Origin of the sequence: Chitinophaga sp. (genome assembly GCF_036569185.1) — a bacterium.
Lineage (GTDB): Bacteria > Bacteroidota > Bacteroidia > Chitinophagales > Chitinophagaceae > Chitinophaga.
The window spans coordinates 21,703-37,034 of the sequence record NZ_DATCRD010000420.1 but is presented as its reverse complement, the minus strand read 5'-3'; the positions used below and the strand labels follow the sequence as shown (position 1 = coordinate 37,034).

Here is a 15,332-nt window from a genome sequence, read left to right as displayed (position 1 = left end):
TGTATGACTATAACACCCGTGTAAATAATAACATCGGGTCGTCTATCACCTTTTCCAAAACCTGGCAGGGCAAACCCTATAACCTTACCATGGGTTTGAACCACTCCCAGAACCTTAGTACCCGCGATGTGTCTGTTTCCTTTCCGGACGCAACCTTCACGGTAAATACCATCTATCCTTTCCAGCCAAAGGAAATGGCAGGCACTCCAAAATGGTATGAAAAAATAGGCATCTCCTATAACACCATCCTGCGGAACCAGGCCAATTTCAAGGATTCCCTGTTTGGCAAGCAAGCCATGTTTGACGCTATGCAAACGGGTATGCAGCATAATATCCCGATCTCGTTTTCCATCCCGGTGTTTAAAACCTTTACCTTATCACCGGGTATCAACTATACGGAGTATTGGTACACCAAGAAATTTGTGCGTAAATGGAATCCACAAAAGTGGAATCCGGGGCTTGATACTACCGGCGCTATTGACACCACTTATGTTCCTGGTTTTTACAGCGCGCGTGATATCAGTGCCAGCGTATCACTCTCCACCGCCATGTACGGCATGTATACTTTCAGTAAAAACTCAAAGATCAAAGCTATCCGCCACGTGATGCGCCCTACGCTAAGCATGAGTTACCGCCCCGACCTGTCCAGCCAATATTACCATGAGCTGCAGTATAACAATGCAGGAGATAAACAAATGGTATCTGATTTTGACGGCGCTATCATCGGGGTGCCATCCCCCGGCGCGTTTGGGGGCATTAATTTTGGATTGGATAATAACCTGGAGATGAAAGTATTTTCCAGGAAAGATACCACGGGTCATCATGAGAAGAAAATAAAACTACTGGATGGTTTCGGGATCAACGGTAGTTACAACCTGGTAGCCGACTCCTTTAAATTATCGACGTTCAGTTTATACGCCCGTACCAACCTGTTCGATAAATTGAATATCTCCGCCAGCGGAAACATTGATCCCTACCAGGTGGATGCCCGCGGCCGCCGCCTCGATAAATATGTATGGCAGCAGGGAAAAATAAGTCTGGGCCGCTTAACCAATGCCAGCATTTCCATGAGCACTTCCTTCCAGTCGAAAGACAAAAAAAGCGTTGCCAAGGAACAAAAAATAGATTCCTTACAGAACATGCAAACCGGCGACGCGGCTTTTGCCGCGCAGCAAAGGCAACTGGCGCAGGTACGCAACAATCCGGGTGAATACGTGGATTTTGACATTCCATGGCGCATAGATCTTTCCTACAGCTTATCGTATACGAATACCATCATCCCCGATTCCGGCGGCGTGGTAAAGCGCATCACCCAATATGTAAGCTTCAATGGCGATTTCAGTCTTACGCCCAAATGGAAGATAGGGCTGAACAGTGGTTTTGATTTCACCAACATGCAGATCGCTTACACCAATATGTACATCTCCCGGGACCTGCACGATTTTAACCTGTCCATTAACCTCATCCCGTTTGGCACCTATCGCCAGTTCAGTTTTACCATCAGCGCCAAAGCCGGATTGCTGCGGGATTTGCGGCTTAACCGCACCAGGCAGTTCTTCGACCAGTAATGCAGCGGAGGGTCGCCTTCGGCGACTTAAATTGTCTTGGAGCAGGATTACGCTGATTATACTGATTAGTTTGATTTTTTAGATTGAACTATTTTGATTTTAAAAGATTTAGAGAGATAGAAGCGGATACATTCGCTTCTATCTAAATCATTTATAAATCCAAAAAATAAAATCAAACTAATCAGTATAATCAGCGTAATCCTGCTCCAAGACAATTTAAAAAGTCGCCGAAGGCGACAAGGCGGCCTATTTCAGCACTTTCTCCAGGATAGATACCGCCGCAGCAATTTCCTTGTTGTTGAGGGAAGCGAAGCCAAAGCGCAGCGCGTTCCGGGGGGTAGTGCCATAGCTGTATTGATCGCCGCTGGTCATTTGCAGTCCGAGCGTGGCGGCTTTGGCGGCCACTTTTTTCAGTGGGTATTTTTTTGAGAAACGCAACCAGATGGCCATCCCTCCGGAAGGTACCGTAAAGCGCACTGCGCTGCCTAGCCTGGTGCTTAGTAAATGACAAAGCAGGTCCCGTCTTTCTTTATAAATTTTATTTGATTTCTTAAGATGTCTTTCTATAGTCCCATCCTGGAGCAGGTTGGCCAGGGCCTGTTCAGAGAGGTTATCGCCGCGCAGGTCCATCAGCCGGCGCAGGTTGGCGGCCGCCTGGATAAAGTGAGCCGGGGCAATCATAAAGCCAATACGGATGGATAAGCCCAGCGATTTTGTAAACGACCCGATGTAAATAACATTGCCTCCATGGTCGGCACTGGCTAATGGTAAAATGGGCGCTGAACTGTAATGGAAATCATAATCGTAATCATCTTCTATTACCGGCAGCTTATATTTCCGGATCACTGCGAGCAGCTTCATCCTGCGTGCAGCGCTCAGTGTAACCGTAGTGGGATGGTGATGATGCGTGACCAGGTACAGCATTTTTATTTTCCGTTTGCTGCATAACTGTTCAATCATATCCACATCGATCCCCTCTTCATCTACCGGTACACGCAGGAGGCGGGCGCCGAGCTGTTCAAAACAAAGGTCTGCAAAAATATAATTCGGACTCCCCACAATAACCAGGTCGTCTTTTTTGATCAGTAATGCAGCTGCCAGGTAAATAGCCATTTGCGCGCCACGGGTGATCATGATGTGCGGGAGACTGATATTCAGTCCACGTGTACCGGAAAGATACTTCAACATTTGCCGGCGCAGGGCATCCAGGCCGGTACCACCGCCATACATCAGCAGCTTGTGATAACGCGGGCTTTCTATCACCGACCGGCATTCCTTTACCCAATCTGCAAGAGGCGCCAGCCTGGCATCAGGAAAGCCATCATTAATGACCAACGCGGCGCCGGCAGGTTGGGTAACCGGCACCTGTATGGTAAGCGCCTGATAAAACGGGAAACCCGCCGCTTCCCCGTAAGGCGATATGCCGCCCTGGTAAGTCCGGGGACGTATCACAGGCAAATTGTCCGCCACCATCACCCCCTTGCGGGGTACCGCTACCAGCCAGTCCTGGCTCACCAGTTCATCGTATGCTGCAATCACGGTTTTGCGGTGCAGCTCCAGTTGTGTGGCCAGTACCCGGCTGCCCGGCAGGAACGATCCGGGCTTCAGCAAACCTTCCTGGATAAGCCCTATAAGTCGGTTGGCGATCTGCTGGTATACCGGGAGCTTCAGCGTTTTATCTGTTTGTATCAGTGTTTTAAAGGGCAGCATCTGGACTACTTGACGATTACAAAGTGGACTACTAAGATACTCCAGCTGCGGGTAATTTTGTGGAATCATTTTTAATAAAAACAACCGACGATGAAGACGAGATTTTTGATGAACGAAACGGAACCAGGCGCCTATGCCGCTATGCTGGCCATGGAAAAATATCTCAGTACTACCGGCATTGCACCGCTGCACCAGGAGCTGATAAGGATACGCGCTTCCCAGATCAATGGCTGCGCTTTTTGTGTGGATAAACATAGTAAAGACGCCCTTAAACAGGGAGAAACCACGCAGCGGCTGCTCCTGCTCAGCGTATGGCGTGAATCGCCGCAGTTCACAGAAGAGGAAAGGGTCATCCTGGCGATGACGGAAGAAATTACGCTGATCAGCCAGCAGGGCCTCACGGACGAAACGTATGAAAAAGCAGTAACCATGTTTGGGCTGAACGGTACCGCACAGCTGATCATGGCGGTGAATATTATTAACGCATGGAACCGGATCGGCGTATCCACCCGTCGTATCCCCGGGCAATAATCCGGTTAAAACGCTACTATATGGTATCTGTAAAAACCGCTGTCAGCGATGCAGAACTGCTGGCCTGCACTGAGGTGATCCTCTTTCTGCGTCCTTTCCTGGAAAAGGAGCAGCTGTTACCACAACTCAGGGAAATGCAGTCTGAAAAATACGAGATCGTGTATATCACGGCAGAAGAAGATCCGTCTGTAGTTGCTGCATTTGCGGGCTTCCGTCATATGAACAAGCTGCACTCGGGGAAAACAATTTATATCGACGACCTGGCTTGTTTGCCGGCCTACCAGAAGCGTGGTTATGCCGCCCTGTTGCTGGATCATATAAAGGCGCTGGCACAAAAGGAAGGGTTACGTTCTGTACAGCTGGATTCGGGGCATGGGCTACATCCTGCGCACCGGCTGTATCACCGGCAGGGATATCATATCTCCGCGCACCACTTCTCTCAACCTTTGTAACGGCGGGCGTAGCCTCTTACTGTTTAATTTGTAATGGCGGGCGGTAACGATGATACCCGTGCACGGGCACACGGCGTATCACCGTTACTGCTTTTTAGCCTGTACATTCAGCGTTACGGTGAGTTTATCATCAATGGCATTATCCGGCCCCACCTGGAAATCCCTCCGGTTAATAGTGAATTTCCCCGAGAGCTGCAATGCCCCGGAGGATGCCACCGCCGTAAACGGAAAGGCAATGGTACGTGTAATTCCCTTGATGGTAAGCGCTGCAGTGAGCTGGTAGGTAGATGGCTTATCCGTAGCGGTTACACTGGTGGCAACGATGCGCATCACAGGAAATTTGGCCGCATTGAAATACTTCTCCTCCAGCAGGTCGCGGTCCCGTTTACCAATACCTGTACTGATCGTATTTACATCTACGGTAGCATCTATAGCTGCTGATTTCAGGTTAGCGGGATCAAAACGGATGCTTCCCTTCAGCCCTTTGAAATAGCCGTTGACGGTAGATGTAAATATCAGGTGATTGATGATGGTAAACTGTACTTTGGAGCCCTGATCAGTGGGCGTATATTGTTGGGCCTGTGCAGCGATACTGCAAATTGCCAGGAGACATAACAGCCATATGCGGCCTGCGTTTGCGGATGTTTTCATAATTACGAAGTTGATCAATTCCCCGCTTATTGCCAAATCATAAACGCGCCGGAGGCGATAGCTACGCTTTCTCCGCTACCTGTTTCAGGCCGGCCAGTATCTGGCGCCAGTTGTCGCGGGAATGATCGCAGGCCTGCTGGTCTGCAAAATTCTCCTGGCTCACGGTAAAGCCGGTAGTGCCGTCGCCATTGCTGCTGAGGGTATAAATGATGATGGAATAATTCTCCGGCTTGTCTTCTTTGCCGGAGCTCAGGTAGGTGTAAGATAATTGCTTGTCTTTTTCCGCTGCCAGCACTTCTCCTTTTTCTTCATAGTGTTGTCCTTCCCATTCACCGGACCAGGTAACAGGACTGCCTGGTTGCCAGTCGCTGGTAACATCCGTTCCGAAAAAATATGCTTTGATCAGCGACTTATCCGTGATAGCGGCCCATACTTTTGAAACAGGGGCATTGATGCTGATGGATTCCGAAAGTTTTAACTGCTTGTCCATAATACATTGTTTTTGATGTTACAATATTAAGGAACCGCTGTTCCGGTAGATTGCATTTTACGGATTAATTCTAACGGAATTGGGAGTAACGCCAAATTTCTTTTTAAACGCATTATTAAAATGCTGCGGGGTGGAATAGCCCAGCTCATAGGCGATTTCAGCAGATGTTTTCTGTGTTTCCTGCAGGTACTGGTTAGCCAGTTGTAAACGTTGCCCGGTAAGATAATCAAACACCGTGGAGTTAAAGGTTTCTTTGAACCCGCGTTTAAGTTTATACTCGTTCAGTCCTACCAGTTGCGCTATTTCACTAAGGCCGGGAGGGTTACTGAGGCGGTTGTTGATCAGGTCTCTTACCGCGATGATCTTTTCCTTATCTGTTTTATTTTTTATGAAGATGTCTTTTTTCTCCGTATAGTTATATGCTTCTGCTGATAGTACCAGCAATTCGATACTTTTTGAAAGCAGGAATAATTTCTTCAGCTGGCCGGTAAAACGGCAGTTCAGTATCTGTAGTATCACTTGTTGAATACCGGCATCAATGGGGCCCCAGTTTTCGGAGAGCAATACACTTTTCCCGCCCAGCACTGCTTCACAAAACCGTTGCAGGTGCTCATTACCGTTTTGGGTAAATTCCAGGAATTGTTTTTTGGGGAACTGGATCCCAAAGGTTTCAATCTCCTTGGCTTTGGGCGTTATTTCAATCTCAAAACCGTTTGAGTACATGATATTATGATGTCCCCCGATCAGGTCAAATGAGCGGTCCAGCTGCTTGTAGGAAAACGCATAATCGCCTTTCATACCAAAATGCAGGCGTACTACATCCGTATCATTACTGGCGTGTACGTGGTCGGGTGAGGTGTAACGGGAAAGGGTATGCGTTAACCGGATATCATCGCAAAACCAGTCGGTGATATCGGTAATGCCGGAGGGGGTAATTAACTGGTATTGTTTATCGTGGTTCATCATCGACCTTAAAAATACGAAAATCCGGTATCTTTGATTTGCACAATTAATACTGTCATAACCACAAGTATGCGAGTATTATGGCGCCTATCTTTGCCCTGTTATTATTACCACCAACGCGAAAATAAATCATATGAAGTACAGAACATTAGGAACAACAGGCGTACAATTATCAGCCATTGGACTGGGCTGCATGGGAATGAGCTATGCGTATGGCACACCTGACGATACGGAATCTATTGCCACGCTGGAAAAAGCGCTTGAAATAGGCATCAATTTCTGGGATACTGCGGATGTGTATGCTGCAGGCCAAAACGAGGAACTGATCGCCAAAGTATTAAAACCCAACCGCAGTAAGATCTTTATTGCTACCAAGTTTGGGTTCACTTCTTCCCCTGCTTCCGGGGTTACTCAATTTGATGGTTCGCCGGCCTATATGAGAAAGGCGGTGGAGGCCAGTTTAAAGCGGTTACAAACGGATGTGATCGATCTGTATTATGCGCACCGGATTGATCCGAATGTACCGGTGGAAGAAATGGTGGGCGCTATGGCCGAACTGGTGAAAGAAGGTAAGGTCCGCTACCTGGGCCTCTCGGAAGCATCTGCAAACAGCCTGCGTAAAGCGCATGCCGTGCATCCCATCAGTGCATTGCAAAGCGAATACTCTTTACTGACAAGGGATGTGGAAAAAGAGATCCTGCCGGCCTGCAAAGAACTGGGCATCAGTTTCGTACCATTCAGCCCGCTTGCACGTGGCCTCGTTACCAACGACCTGGATATTACCAACCTGGCGGATAACGATTTCCGCAAATCGCTGCCTCGTTACCAGGGCGAACATGCAGAGAACAACCGACTGCTGGCTGCGGGTTTTGCGGAACTGGCAGCAGGCAAAAACTGTACGCCTGCACAGCTGGCACTGGCCTGGGTATTGGCACAGGGCGAAAATGTGATCCCTATCCCCGGCACCAAAAGAAGGAAATACCTGCTGGATAATGCCGGCGCTGTAGACGTAAATTTAACGGCAGAGGATCTGCAAAACCTGGAAGACTTACTGCAGAAATATCCCAACACGGGCAACAGGTACACTGAAGCGATGAATAAACTGGTGGACCGGAGCTGATGGTCGCCTTCGGCGACGAAATTGTCTTGGAGCAGGATTAAACTGATTAATCATGATTATCAGGATTTGATCATTTTTGATTTTAGAAGATAAAGGGAGATAAAAGTGAATATTGTTCACTTTTATCTCCCTTAATTGTTATTAATCATAAAATCATAACATAATCAAATCCTGATAATCATGATTAATCAGTTTAATCCTGCTCCAAGACAATTTCGTCGCCGAAGGCGACAAGGCTCTACATCTTGAACACCTTACCTCCTACCATTACTTCCTGGGTGGCTTCATCAAAGGTGGCTTTCATGCCGGTGCGGTAAGCCGCGTTACCCATAATCAGTGCAATGGAGTGTGAATAAGCCGCTTCAATGGGTGCATTGGGTTGCTTACGTTCACGCACACACGTCATCCAGTTGCGCACATGCGCATTGGTGAGCGGATCGCCGCCGGTATTGGCGCTGGTAGCCGCCGCTTCTTCATTGCTCAGCGTTTGGCTTGGCAGCAGGTTGGCATGCATTCCCATTTCCTGGGCTTCCCTTTCCGTAAGGCCGCCGGTAGGGCTTATTTTGTTGGTAGACATATCGATGGTGCCACCATTGGAATAATAGATCTCCTTGGTACCGCCGGCAGAGTTATGAAAACGGCTGCTGTACATCACCTGGAAACCACTGGAGGGGTCATTCTCCGGGCCGTAATCGAATACCGCAGTAAGAGTATCAGGATTTTTACGGCCGTCTTTCCACATATATATACCTCCGTTGGCAACGGCGCTGCGCGGATGCTTCAGACCGCTGAACCAGTGCACCGTGTCTATCTGGTGAGTCATCCACTGGCCGAAGATACCGGAAGAATAAGGCCAGAAGAGGCGGTATTCAAGGTACTTGCGGGGGTCCCAGCTATCCTGCGGGCGACCGGCCAGGAAGCGTTTCCAGTCGGTATCAGATTCCCTGATGGACTTCACCAGGTCGGGGCGGCGCCAGCGGCCTGGCTGGTTTACGTTCCAGGTCATTTCCACCATGGTAATCGGGCCGAATTTTCCCTGCTGGATAAAGTTGGCGGCGGCATGATAACTGGGGCCACTGCGGCGCTGGGTGCCTACCTGCATAATGCGGCCGGAATCTTTCACCGCCTTGAGGGCGTTGCGGGCGTCTTCCATTGTTTCAGCGAAAGGCTTTTCGCTGTATACATCGCACTTGTTCTTTACAGCTTCAATAGTATGGTAAGCATGCTGGAAATCGGCGGAGGCAATAAACACTGCATCCAGTCCTTTGATATTATACAGCTCATCATTATTAATACAGGCCTGAACGTTATGCCCGGTTTTCTGCTGCAGGAAAGCTTTTCCTTCATCCCTGCGGCGGTTCCATATATCAGACACTGCAACCAGGTCGAAGTTCAGCTCCTTGTTGTTATTAAAGAAAGATGGCAGCAGGGCCTGGCGCGCACGATCGGAAAATCCTACCAGTCCAACGTTTACACGATCGTTGGCGCCCATAATGCGGGCGTAGCTGCTGGCGGGTATTCCCATCGCGCTGATAGTAATACCGGCTCCTGCCAGTAACGACTGTTGCAGGAATTCCCGTCTTGTTTTTTTTGATTCAGACATATAAAAGTGTTTTTATAGTGTGTTATTTATTTAGCGTAAGCTTCCTTCAGTTGTCCCTCCAGGTAATCGAAGGCCGGTTTGTATTGCGTGGCCGGATCATCCCAGCGGCATTCCATCATGATACGGCCGGTATACCCGATCTTATGCAGCGCTGCGAAATACGGGCGGAAATCATCTCCCGCAATACCCGGGGCGGTACGCTTATCCCTTTCTGCAATATGGCAATGCACCAGTACCGCTTTTGCATTTTCAATGCTGGCAGGGGATTCGTGTTCTTTCAGCATATGATAGATATCTGCCGTAAGCCGGAAGTTGGGATGACCGATCTTTGTAACGATCTCATTTCCTTCCGACAGGGTGTTCACGAAATTGGTTTCCGTGGAATTAAGGTTTTCCATGGCGATGATGATATTGTATTTTCCGGCCACCACTGCCATTTTTCGGCATAAACCGATGAACTGCTGTTTACATTTTTCACGGTCCGCTCCTTCCGGGATCTTTCTCGCTTCACCACTCCCCAGCACGATGAGTTGAATCCCTGCAATTTTTGCGCGCTGCATTACAGAATCCACATAGCCCAGCACCCTTGTTTCATTCACCTCGCTGCCTACTATTTTCATTGTTCCGGGTATAAACACATTGCAGCTCTGGATCCTGCATTTGCTGCCACGGATAGCATGCAGCTGTTCCCTGAACCGGGCTTCGCTCAGTGCGGGCGACAGGATCTTGCGCACTGTTTCCTCCAGGCAGGTAAATCCTGAAGCAGCAGCAAGACTATCATTTGAAAAAGAAGTGCAGATCCCTATGGAAGGAAGCGATTGTGCATTCGATTGCAAAAACGGGCAAAAGATCAGGGAAAAAAGCAGTAGCAACCATATTTTCATAACGTCTGGTAAGTTTATATGGAAAAACGGAACAGCATTAAGATAATATCTAATTCCGGAAAAACAAAACAAAAAGAAGACGGGCGGAAAAAACCACTCCTAAAGCGGGGATACCTGGCTCTTTTTGATGCCCGGATCACCTCGTAAAATAATACAGGCTATCATTATAACTTCCCGGCAATGGCAAAGCAAAATGACAGCCTGTTAAAATAAAAAATGATTGAATTTTTATGGGGAAGAAAGGAGAAAGAAAGTTACCTGGATAGCTACAAAATCTGATTGCTCTACAAAAACACTTTGCTTGTTACCAAAATCAAACAGGTTGTAAACATAGCTGCCGGAGAACCTTTGTTTTAGCGTCTCTGCAATTTCGTTAATAGACGGGAGTATTTTTGAAGAGGTGATGACCATCTTTTTTTTCTTATCAATTTAACTATAAATTCTGATAAATGCTGAATAAAAAATGATGTTGGTATCTTATCTCTTCACTTCTTTCTCATACCGTTCAATCCAGCCGGCCGGGGTGATCTTTTCCACCAGCTCGCCCAGTAATTCATAAGGGATCACTGCGGTTTTACTGAAACGGATACAGCACTTCCCCATGTCCGGTTGCTTTCCCGTTGCTTTAACCCAGCGCCCGGTGAGCCAACCGAGCAATTGCTCATCGTATAAACCCATATGATAAAAGGACACATAATTTTTTTGCGAAGCCATACTGATAAAAGGCAGGGGCAACTTCGGATCGGTATGATAACCGGGTGGGTACAGAGAATGCGGTACAACAAAGCCCGGCATACCATATGTCATTTCCTCCTGGAACCCGGCCGGTAAATGTTCGCGTACAGTTTGCCGCAAACGGGTTAATATTTCTTTACGGTCGGGAGATAGTGCATTAATGTATTCATCGGTAGTCATGCGCGGGGAATTATATCTTAAAGATAAATATTCCCATTTTATATTTGCACTGGAAACTTTTTCAGCAAGCGCTCCAGGTTAACTCCTCTTCCCAATACCGGCTTAAAAAGATCTCCTTCTGATTTGATCCGCTCCAATGCATTCTTAATAGTAAAATCGGTCATCTTCAAACCTTTGCGCACTTCATCCCAATGCAGGGGCATCGATACTGTGGCGCCAGGTTTGGGGCGAAGGGAATAAGGAGCGGCAAGCGTTGCTTTAGGACGGTTTTGCAGGTAATCTATATAAATGCATCCTTTCCTGTTACGCGTCATCCGTTCAATGCTGGTAAATGCCGGTAACTGTTCATGCGCCGCCGTAGCGATCAGTTTTCCAAAAAGCTGGCACTGGTCGTAAGTATACTTTGCGCCTAAAGGAATATAAATGTGGATACCGGTGGAACCGGATGTTTTAGGATAACTTTTAACACCGAGGTTTTCCAGCACCTGGCGAACTACCTGTGCAGTTTGTATCACCTGCTGAAAAGTATTTCCTTTATCGGGGTCAAGATCAATCAGGCACCAGTCGGGGTTATCAGGCTGTTGTACTGTGCTGTTCCAGGGATTCATTTCAATAGCGCCCAGGTTGGCCATCCATAGCAGGCTGGCTTCATCTTCCACTACCAGGTAATTCTTATCTTCTCCTTCACTGGTGCGGTAGGGAAATTGTTTTACCCATTCAGGCGCCACTGCGGTTATATCTTTCTGATAAAAACTTTTCCCGTTGATACCATTCGGAAAACGGTTTAGTGATTGGGGGCGATTCAGCAGGTAAGGAATAATAAAGGGCGCTACCTGGTAATAGTAATTCAGCATATCACGTTTGGTATATCCTTCCGTGGGCCAGAATTTTTTCCCAAGATTGCTGAATTTTAACAGGTGATGATTTACCTGTTTTACCTGCGTGGCTTCTGATGGATTCAATAATGATTTCCTGCTGTGCTTACCCACCGGTTTTGTTAACCTCACCATTTTCTCCCGCTTTTTGCCGGGCAGGATATCTGCGGTTTCCAGGGGCTGTTCGGCAGTAACGGTTTTAGCCGGCTTGTCGGTACGCATGCCTTCAAAACTGGGATGCCGCATCACACCATCGCCTGTAATTTCGGCATAGCTTACTTCGCAAACCAATTCGGGTTTCAGCCAGGTAGCTGTGGCCATCGGCGGGTTGGGCCGGAACCGGGAAGGCTGGTTTACATCCGGTGTTTCAGTAAAAGGACATTTCTTTATGATGAGCTTCCGGAAAATTTCCATCATTTCTTTTTGTTGCCGTGCATTAAAGCCGGTACCTATTTTACCGGTATAATGAAGCGCCCCGTTCTCATACACGCCTACCAGCAATGAACTGAATGGTTTGGGAGAGCCTTCATTATTGGTAAAGCCGCCTATCACCACTTCATGTCTTTTGTTTGTTTTTATTTTCAGCCAATCCCTGCTCCTGTCCTGGATATAAGGGCTATCGGCTTTCTTTGCCATAATTCCTTCCATACCCATTTTCTTTGTAGCTGCCAGTAGTTTTGCAGGCGAAGCATCAAACGATTCGCTGTAGCGGATAATACCTGTTGGGGGAATAAGCGCCTCCAGTAATGCCCTTCTGCCGGTAAGCGGCAACCCGGTAAGATCCCGGCCTTCATACCAGAGCAGATCAAAGATGTAATACGCCAGCTCCCCGTCTGCTTCGCTTCTCCAGTTTTGAAGTGCGCCAAAATGAGCGATACCATTTTCATTCAGCACACAAATCTCCCCGTCTATCACTGCATTTTTATCCAGCTGAACCAGTGCTTCATAAACGGGATAAAATTTATCGTTGAAAGATTTATTATTCCGGGAGATCAGGTTTACCTGTTGATGGTTGCATAAGGCAACGGCACGGTAGCCATCCCACTTTACTTCATATAGCCATCCATTCCCTCCAGGCGGGCTATCCACCAGCGTTGCCAGCATCGGCTTTACTGTTTTAGGGAAACGTGTTGCCGGCGTTACGGCGAAACCATTCTTTTGCAAAATGCTTTGCTGTTTCCGGGATAAGCCTCCGGGCAACGCTTTGGGATCAGCGCTTTTCTTTTTTGTGTTGGTGGATCGCATATCTTCTCACCAATAATTCTTATGCCAGAAAAGTATCATCTCCTGTAAGCGAAGCCAGCGCAGGAAAGGCCTTCACATGAGCCTGCCAGCCTGCCCTGGCAAGCCCTTCAGCCTGGTCTATACTGCGGCATTATTACACAGATGAGTGATATTATCCCCACTATCCAAAAACACATCTTCATTCGGTTCCGCTACCACAGCCATTTCTGTATCATATGATCATCCGGCACCTGATTTGTTTTCCCTGAAAGAAATAACCAGATCCCAATATTGTGTCGTATGAGAAACAAAATTACCAGCCTTCTTATTGAAGAAAAAGCAGATCAGCGTATCCAGTTTTACCTGTCCCTCGACCTGCTGAAAGTGAACCGTGCCTGTGTTTGCCAGGACAATGCTACTGATGCACTTGTTTATCTTCAAAAAAACACCGGCTTCGTTCCCGATTATATATTCATCAGTTCCTCGATCCCGGTTACGCAAGCTGCTGTATTTATCAAGCAACTCCGTAAGCTGAAAGGGATGGCCACGGTGCCTGTGCTGCACTTTGCCGCACGGGCGGAACAACTGCCTGCGTTTGAGCTTTACGCAGCTGGCTTCACAGACAGCCTGGTAAAGCAACCGGATATCTATTATTTAAGAGATGCGCTTAAAGCGATCCTTGAAAAGGATTATCACCCTGCAAAAACAGCGGAAGAAGCACCAATGCTGAATAATGTGGCTTCATTGATAAAGGAAATGCTGCAGGACAGCGTAACCAACATCGAAGCACCGCATCGCTTATCTGCGTGATCCATTACCGGTTAAACAGTAACATATGGCATTACAACCTTCCGGCAAAACGGCAAGGAGGGCAGGAATATTGCTGCATATCACCTCCCTGCCGGGCCCTTTCGGAATGGGAGATCTCGGGCCCGCCGCACGGAAGTTCGCCGACCAGCTGTATAACAGCGGTCAGCGGATATGGCAGGTGTTACCGGTAAACCCTATTGATATCTCCAACGCATCTCCTTACAGCGCGCTGTCGGCCATGGCGGGAAACACCCTGCTGATCAGCCCCGAATTACTGGCAGAAGATGGTTTGCTGGACAAACCATCACTGATAAAATATCATCTGCCGCAGGCAGATACGGTCGACTTTAATGCAGCTGCAAGATATAAACTGGCCATGCTGGAATCAGCCTGGCTGAATTATAACAACGGGTCTTATCCCGAACTGGCTGAAGATTTCAACAACTTCTGCAACCGGGAAGCGGCATGGTTAAAATGCTATAGCACCTATAAAGCCCTGTCTGCCAAATACGGCGGCAAGCCCTGGCAGGAATGGGATGCGGCCGACCGTAAAAAAGATGCAGTGCTCAGCAGTGAATACGCCGTCATCCGCCTAAAGGAACAATGGTGGCAGTTCATCTTTGACCGGCAATGGCAGCAGCTGAAAACATACTGTGATCAGCGGGGCATCAGTTTGTTAGGAGACCTGCCTTTTTATATCAGTCATACCGCGGCCGATGTATGGAGCCACCGGGAACTTTTCCTGCTCGACGACAAAGGCAATATGACCAGCGTAGCCGGGGTGCCGCCGGACTATTTCAACGAGAACGGACAACGGTGGAATATGCCCATCTACCACTGGCAGGAGCTTAAAAAAACAAAATATGCATGGTGGCTGCAAAGGATCAAACGGAATATGCATTGGTTTCACCTGCTGCGACTGGATCATTTCAGGGCGTTTGCCGCCTTCTGGGAAGTAGCTGCAACGGGGCCCACCGCTAAAACAGGTGTATGGCAACCCGGCCCCGGTGGCGACCTGCTGAAAGCCATGATAAGCGCCTTCCCTGATAATCCTTTCGTGGCAGAGGACCTGGGCCATATTGATAAAGCCGTAACTGACCTGAGAGACCAGTTCAATTTACCCGGGATGAAAGTATTACAGTTTGCCTTTGGAGATGATATGCCTGCAAGCACGCATATTCCTCACCAGTATCCGCAACACTGCTATGCATATACCGGCACGCATGATAACAATACCACTCCCGGATGGTGGCAGGAAGATGCCTCCGCTTCAGAACAACATCATCTGAAACAATACACCGGCGCAGGGCCAGGTAAAAAAAAGATACACCTGTTACTGGCCCGTATGGTATATGCATCTGTAGCCGCCAACGCCATACTGCCTATGCAGGATGTGCTGGGACTGGGCGCTGCCGCCAGGATGAATAAACCAGCGGCAGACGGACAGCACTGGGCATGGAGAATGCTTCCGGGGCAATTTGACAAAAAAACTATTAACAGGTTAAAAAAATGGACACAGCTATATAACCGCTGATC

General features: G+C 48.1%; 15 protein-coding genes. 6 read left to right on the top strand and 9 right to left on the bottom strand.

The window, feature by feature from the left end; translation table 11 throughout:
• Positions 1-1,568: putative LPS assembly protein LptD (locus VIM72_RS31575; protein ID WP_332006781.1), on the top strand; the 1,568-nt coding region annotated here is incomplete at its 5' end.
• Between the two features lie 246 nt (positions 1,569-1,814).
• On the opposite strand, the gene VIM72_RS31570 is transcribed toward VIM72_RS31575, so the two are convergent.
• Positions 1,815-3,278, bottom strand: a complete 1,464-nt coding sequence (locus tag VIM72_RS31570) for a PLP-dependent aminotransferase family protein (RefSeq protein WP_332006780.1) — start codon at positions 3,276-3,278, stop codon at positions 1,815-1,817.
• 90 nt (positions 3,279-3,368) lie between these two features.
• Here VIM72_RS31570 and VIM72_RS31565 point away from each other — a divergent pair, with 90 nt between their 5' ends.
• Together VIM72_RS31565 and VIM72_RS31560 are read left to right on the top strand one after the other, a co-directional pair.
• Entirely contained in the window at positions 3,369-3,809 is a 441-nt protein-coding gene (locus VIM72_RS31565) for a carboxymuconolactone decarboxylase family protein (RefSeq protein ID WP_332006779.1), read from the top strand.
• Positions 3,810-3,829: 20 nt separating this feature from the next.
• A complete protein-coding gene (locus VIM72_RS31560) occupies positions 3,830-4,261 on the top strand; it encodes a GNAT family N-acetyltransferase (RefSeq protein ID WP_332006778.1) in 432 nt (143 codons plus the stop codon).
• Positions 4,262-4,345: 84 nt separating this feature from the next.
• On the opposite strand, the gene VIM72_RS31555 is transcribed toward VIM72_RS31560, so the two are convergent.
• The 3 genes from VIM72_RS31555 to VIM72_RS31545 form a co-directional block, all read right to left on the bottom strand.
• Positions 4,346-4,912 carry a YceI family protein gene (locus tag VIM72_RS31555; protein WP_332006777.1) on the bottom strand — a complete coding sequence of 189 codons (567 nt, stop codon included), beginning with the start codon at positions 4,910-4,912 and terminating at the stop codon, positions 4,346-4,348.
• Positions 4,913-4,973: 61 nt separating this feature from the next.
• Complete coding sequence (locus VIM72_RS31550; protein WP_332006776.1) at positions 4,974-5,402, bottom strand: SRPBCC family protein; 429 nt, start codon at positions 5,400-5,402, stop codon at positions 4,974-4,976.
• 57 nt (positions 5,403-5,459) lie between these two features.
• Positions 5,460-6,365, bottom strand: coding sequence for an AraC family transcriptional regulator (locus VIM72_RS31545; RefSeq protein WP_332006775.1), 906 nt, complete (start codon positions 6,363-6,365; stop codon positions 5,460-5,462).
• Positions 6,366-6,498: 133 nt separating this feature from the next.
• On the opposite strand from VIM72_RS31545, the gene VIM72_RS31540 reads away from it, so the two are divergent.
• A complete protein-coding gene (locus VIM72_RS31540) occupies positions 6,499-7,485 on the top strand; it encodes an aldo/keto reductase (protein ID WP_332006774.1) in 987 nt (328 codons plus the stop codon).
• A 238-nt stretch (positions 7,486-7,723) separates the two neighbouring features.
• On the opposite strand, the gene VIM72_RS31535 is transcribed toward VIM72_RS31540, so the two are convergent.
• The 5 genes from VIM72_RS31535 to ligD form a co-directional block, all read right to left on the bottom strand.
• Entirely contained in the window at positions 7,724-9,088 is a 1,365-nt protein-coding gene (locus tag VIM72_RS31535; protein WP_332006773.1) for a Gfo/Idh/MocA family oxidoreductase, read from the bottom strand.
• A gap of 26 nt (positions 9,089-9,114) precedes the next feature.
• Positions 9,115-9,972: a sugar phosphate isomerase/epimerase family protein gene (locus tag VIM72_RS31530; RefSeq protein WP_332006772.1), complete on the bottom strand. Its 858-nt coding sequence runs from the start codon at positions 9,970-9,972 to the stop codon at positions 9,115-9,117.
• A gap of 228 nt (positions 9,973-10,200) precedes the next feature.
• Positions 10,201-10,383, bottom strand: coding sequence for a hypothetical protein (locus VIM72_RS31525; RefSeq protein WP_332006771.1), 183 nt, complete (start codon positions 10,381-10,383; stop codon positions 10,201-10,203).
• A gap of 66 nt (positions 10,384-10,449) precedes the next feature.
• Complete coding sequence (locus VIM72_RS31520; protein ID WP_332006770.1) at positions 10,450-10,887, bottom strand: DUF1801 domain-containing protein; 438 nt, start codon at positions 10,885-10,887, stop codon at positions 10,450-10,452.
• A 38-nt stretch (positions 10,888-10,925) separates the two neighbouring features.
• On the bottom strand, positions 10,926-13,007 hold the full coding sequence (gene ligD, locus VIM72_RS31515; RefSeq protein ID WP_332006769.1) for a DNA ligase D: 2,082 nt from the start codon (positions 13,005-13,007) through the stop codon (positions 10,926-10,928).
• Between the two features lie 279 nt (positions 13,008-13,286).
• On the opposite strand from ligD, the gene VIM72_RS31510 reads away from it, so the two are divergent.
• Both VIM72_RS31510 and malQ read left to right on the top strand, forming a co-directional pair.
• On the top strand, positions 13,287-13,796 hold the full coding sequence (locus tag VIM72_RS31510; RefSeq protein WP_332006768.1) for a hypothetical protein: 510 nt from the start codon (positions 13,287-13,289) through the stop codon (positions 13,794-13,796).
• A gap of 25 nt (positions 13,797-13,821) precedes the next feature.
• A complete protein-coding gene (gene malQ / locus VIM72_RS31505) occupies positions 13,822-15,330 on the top strand; it encodes a 4-alpha-glucanotransferase (protein WP_332006767.1) in 1,509 nt (502 codons plus the stop codon).
• The last annotated feature ends 2 nt before the right edge of the window (positions 15,331-15,332 follow it).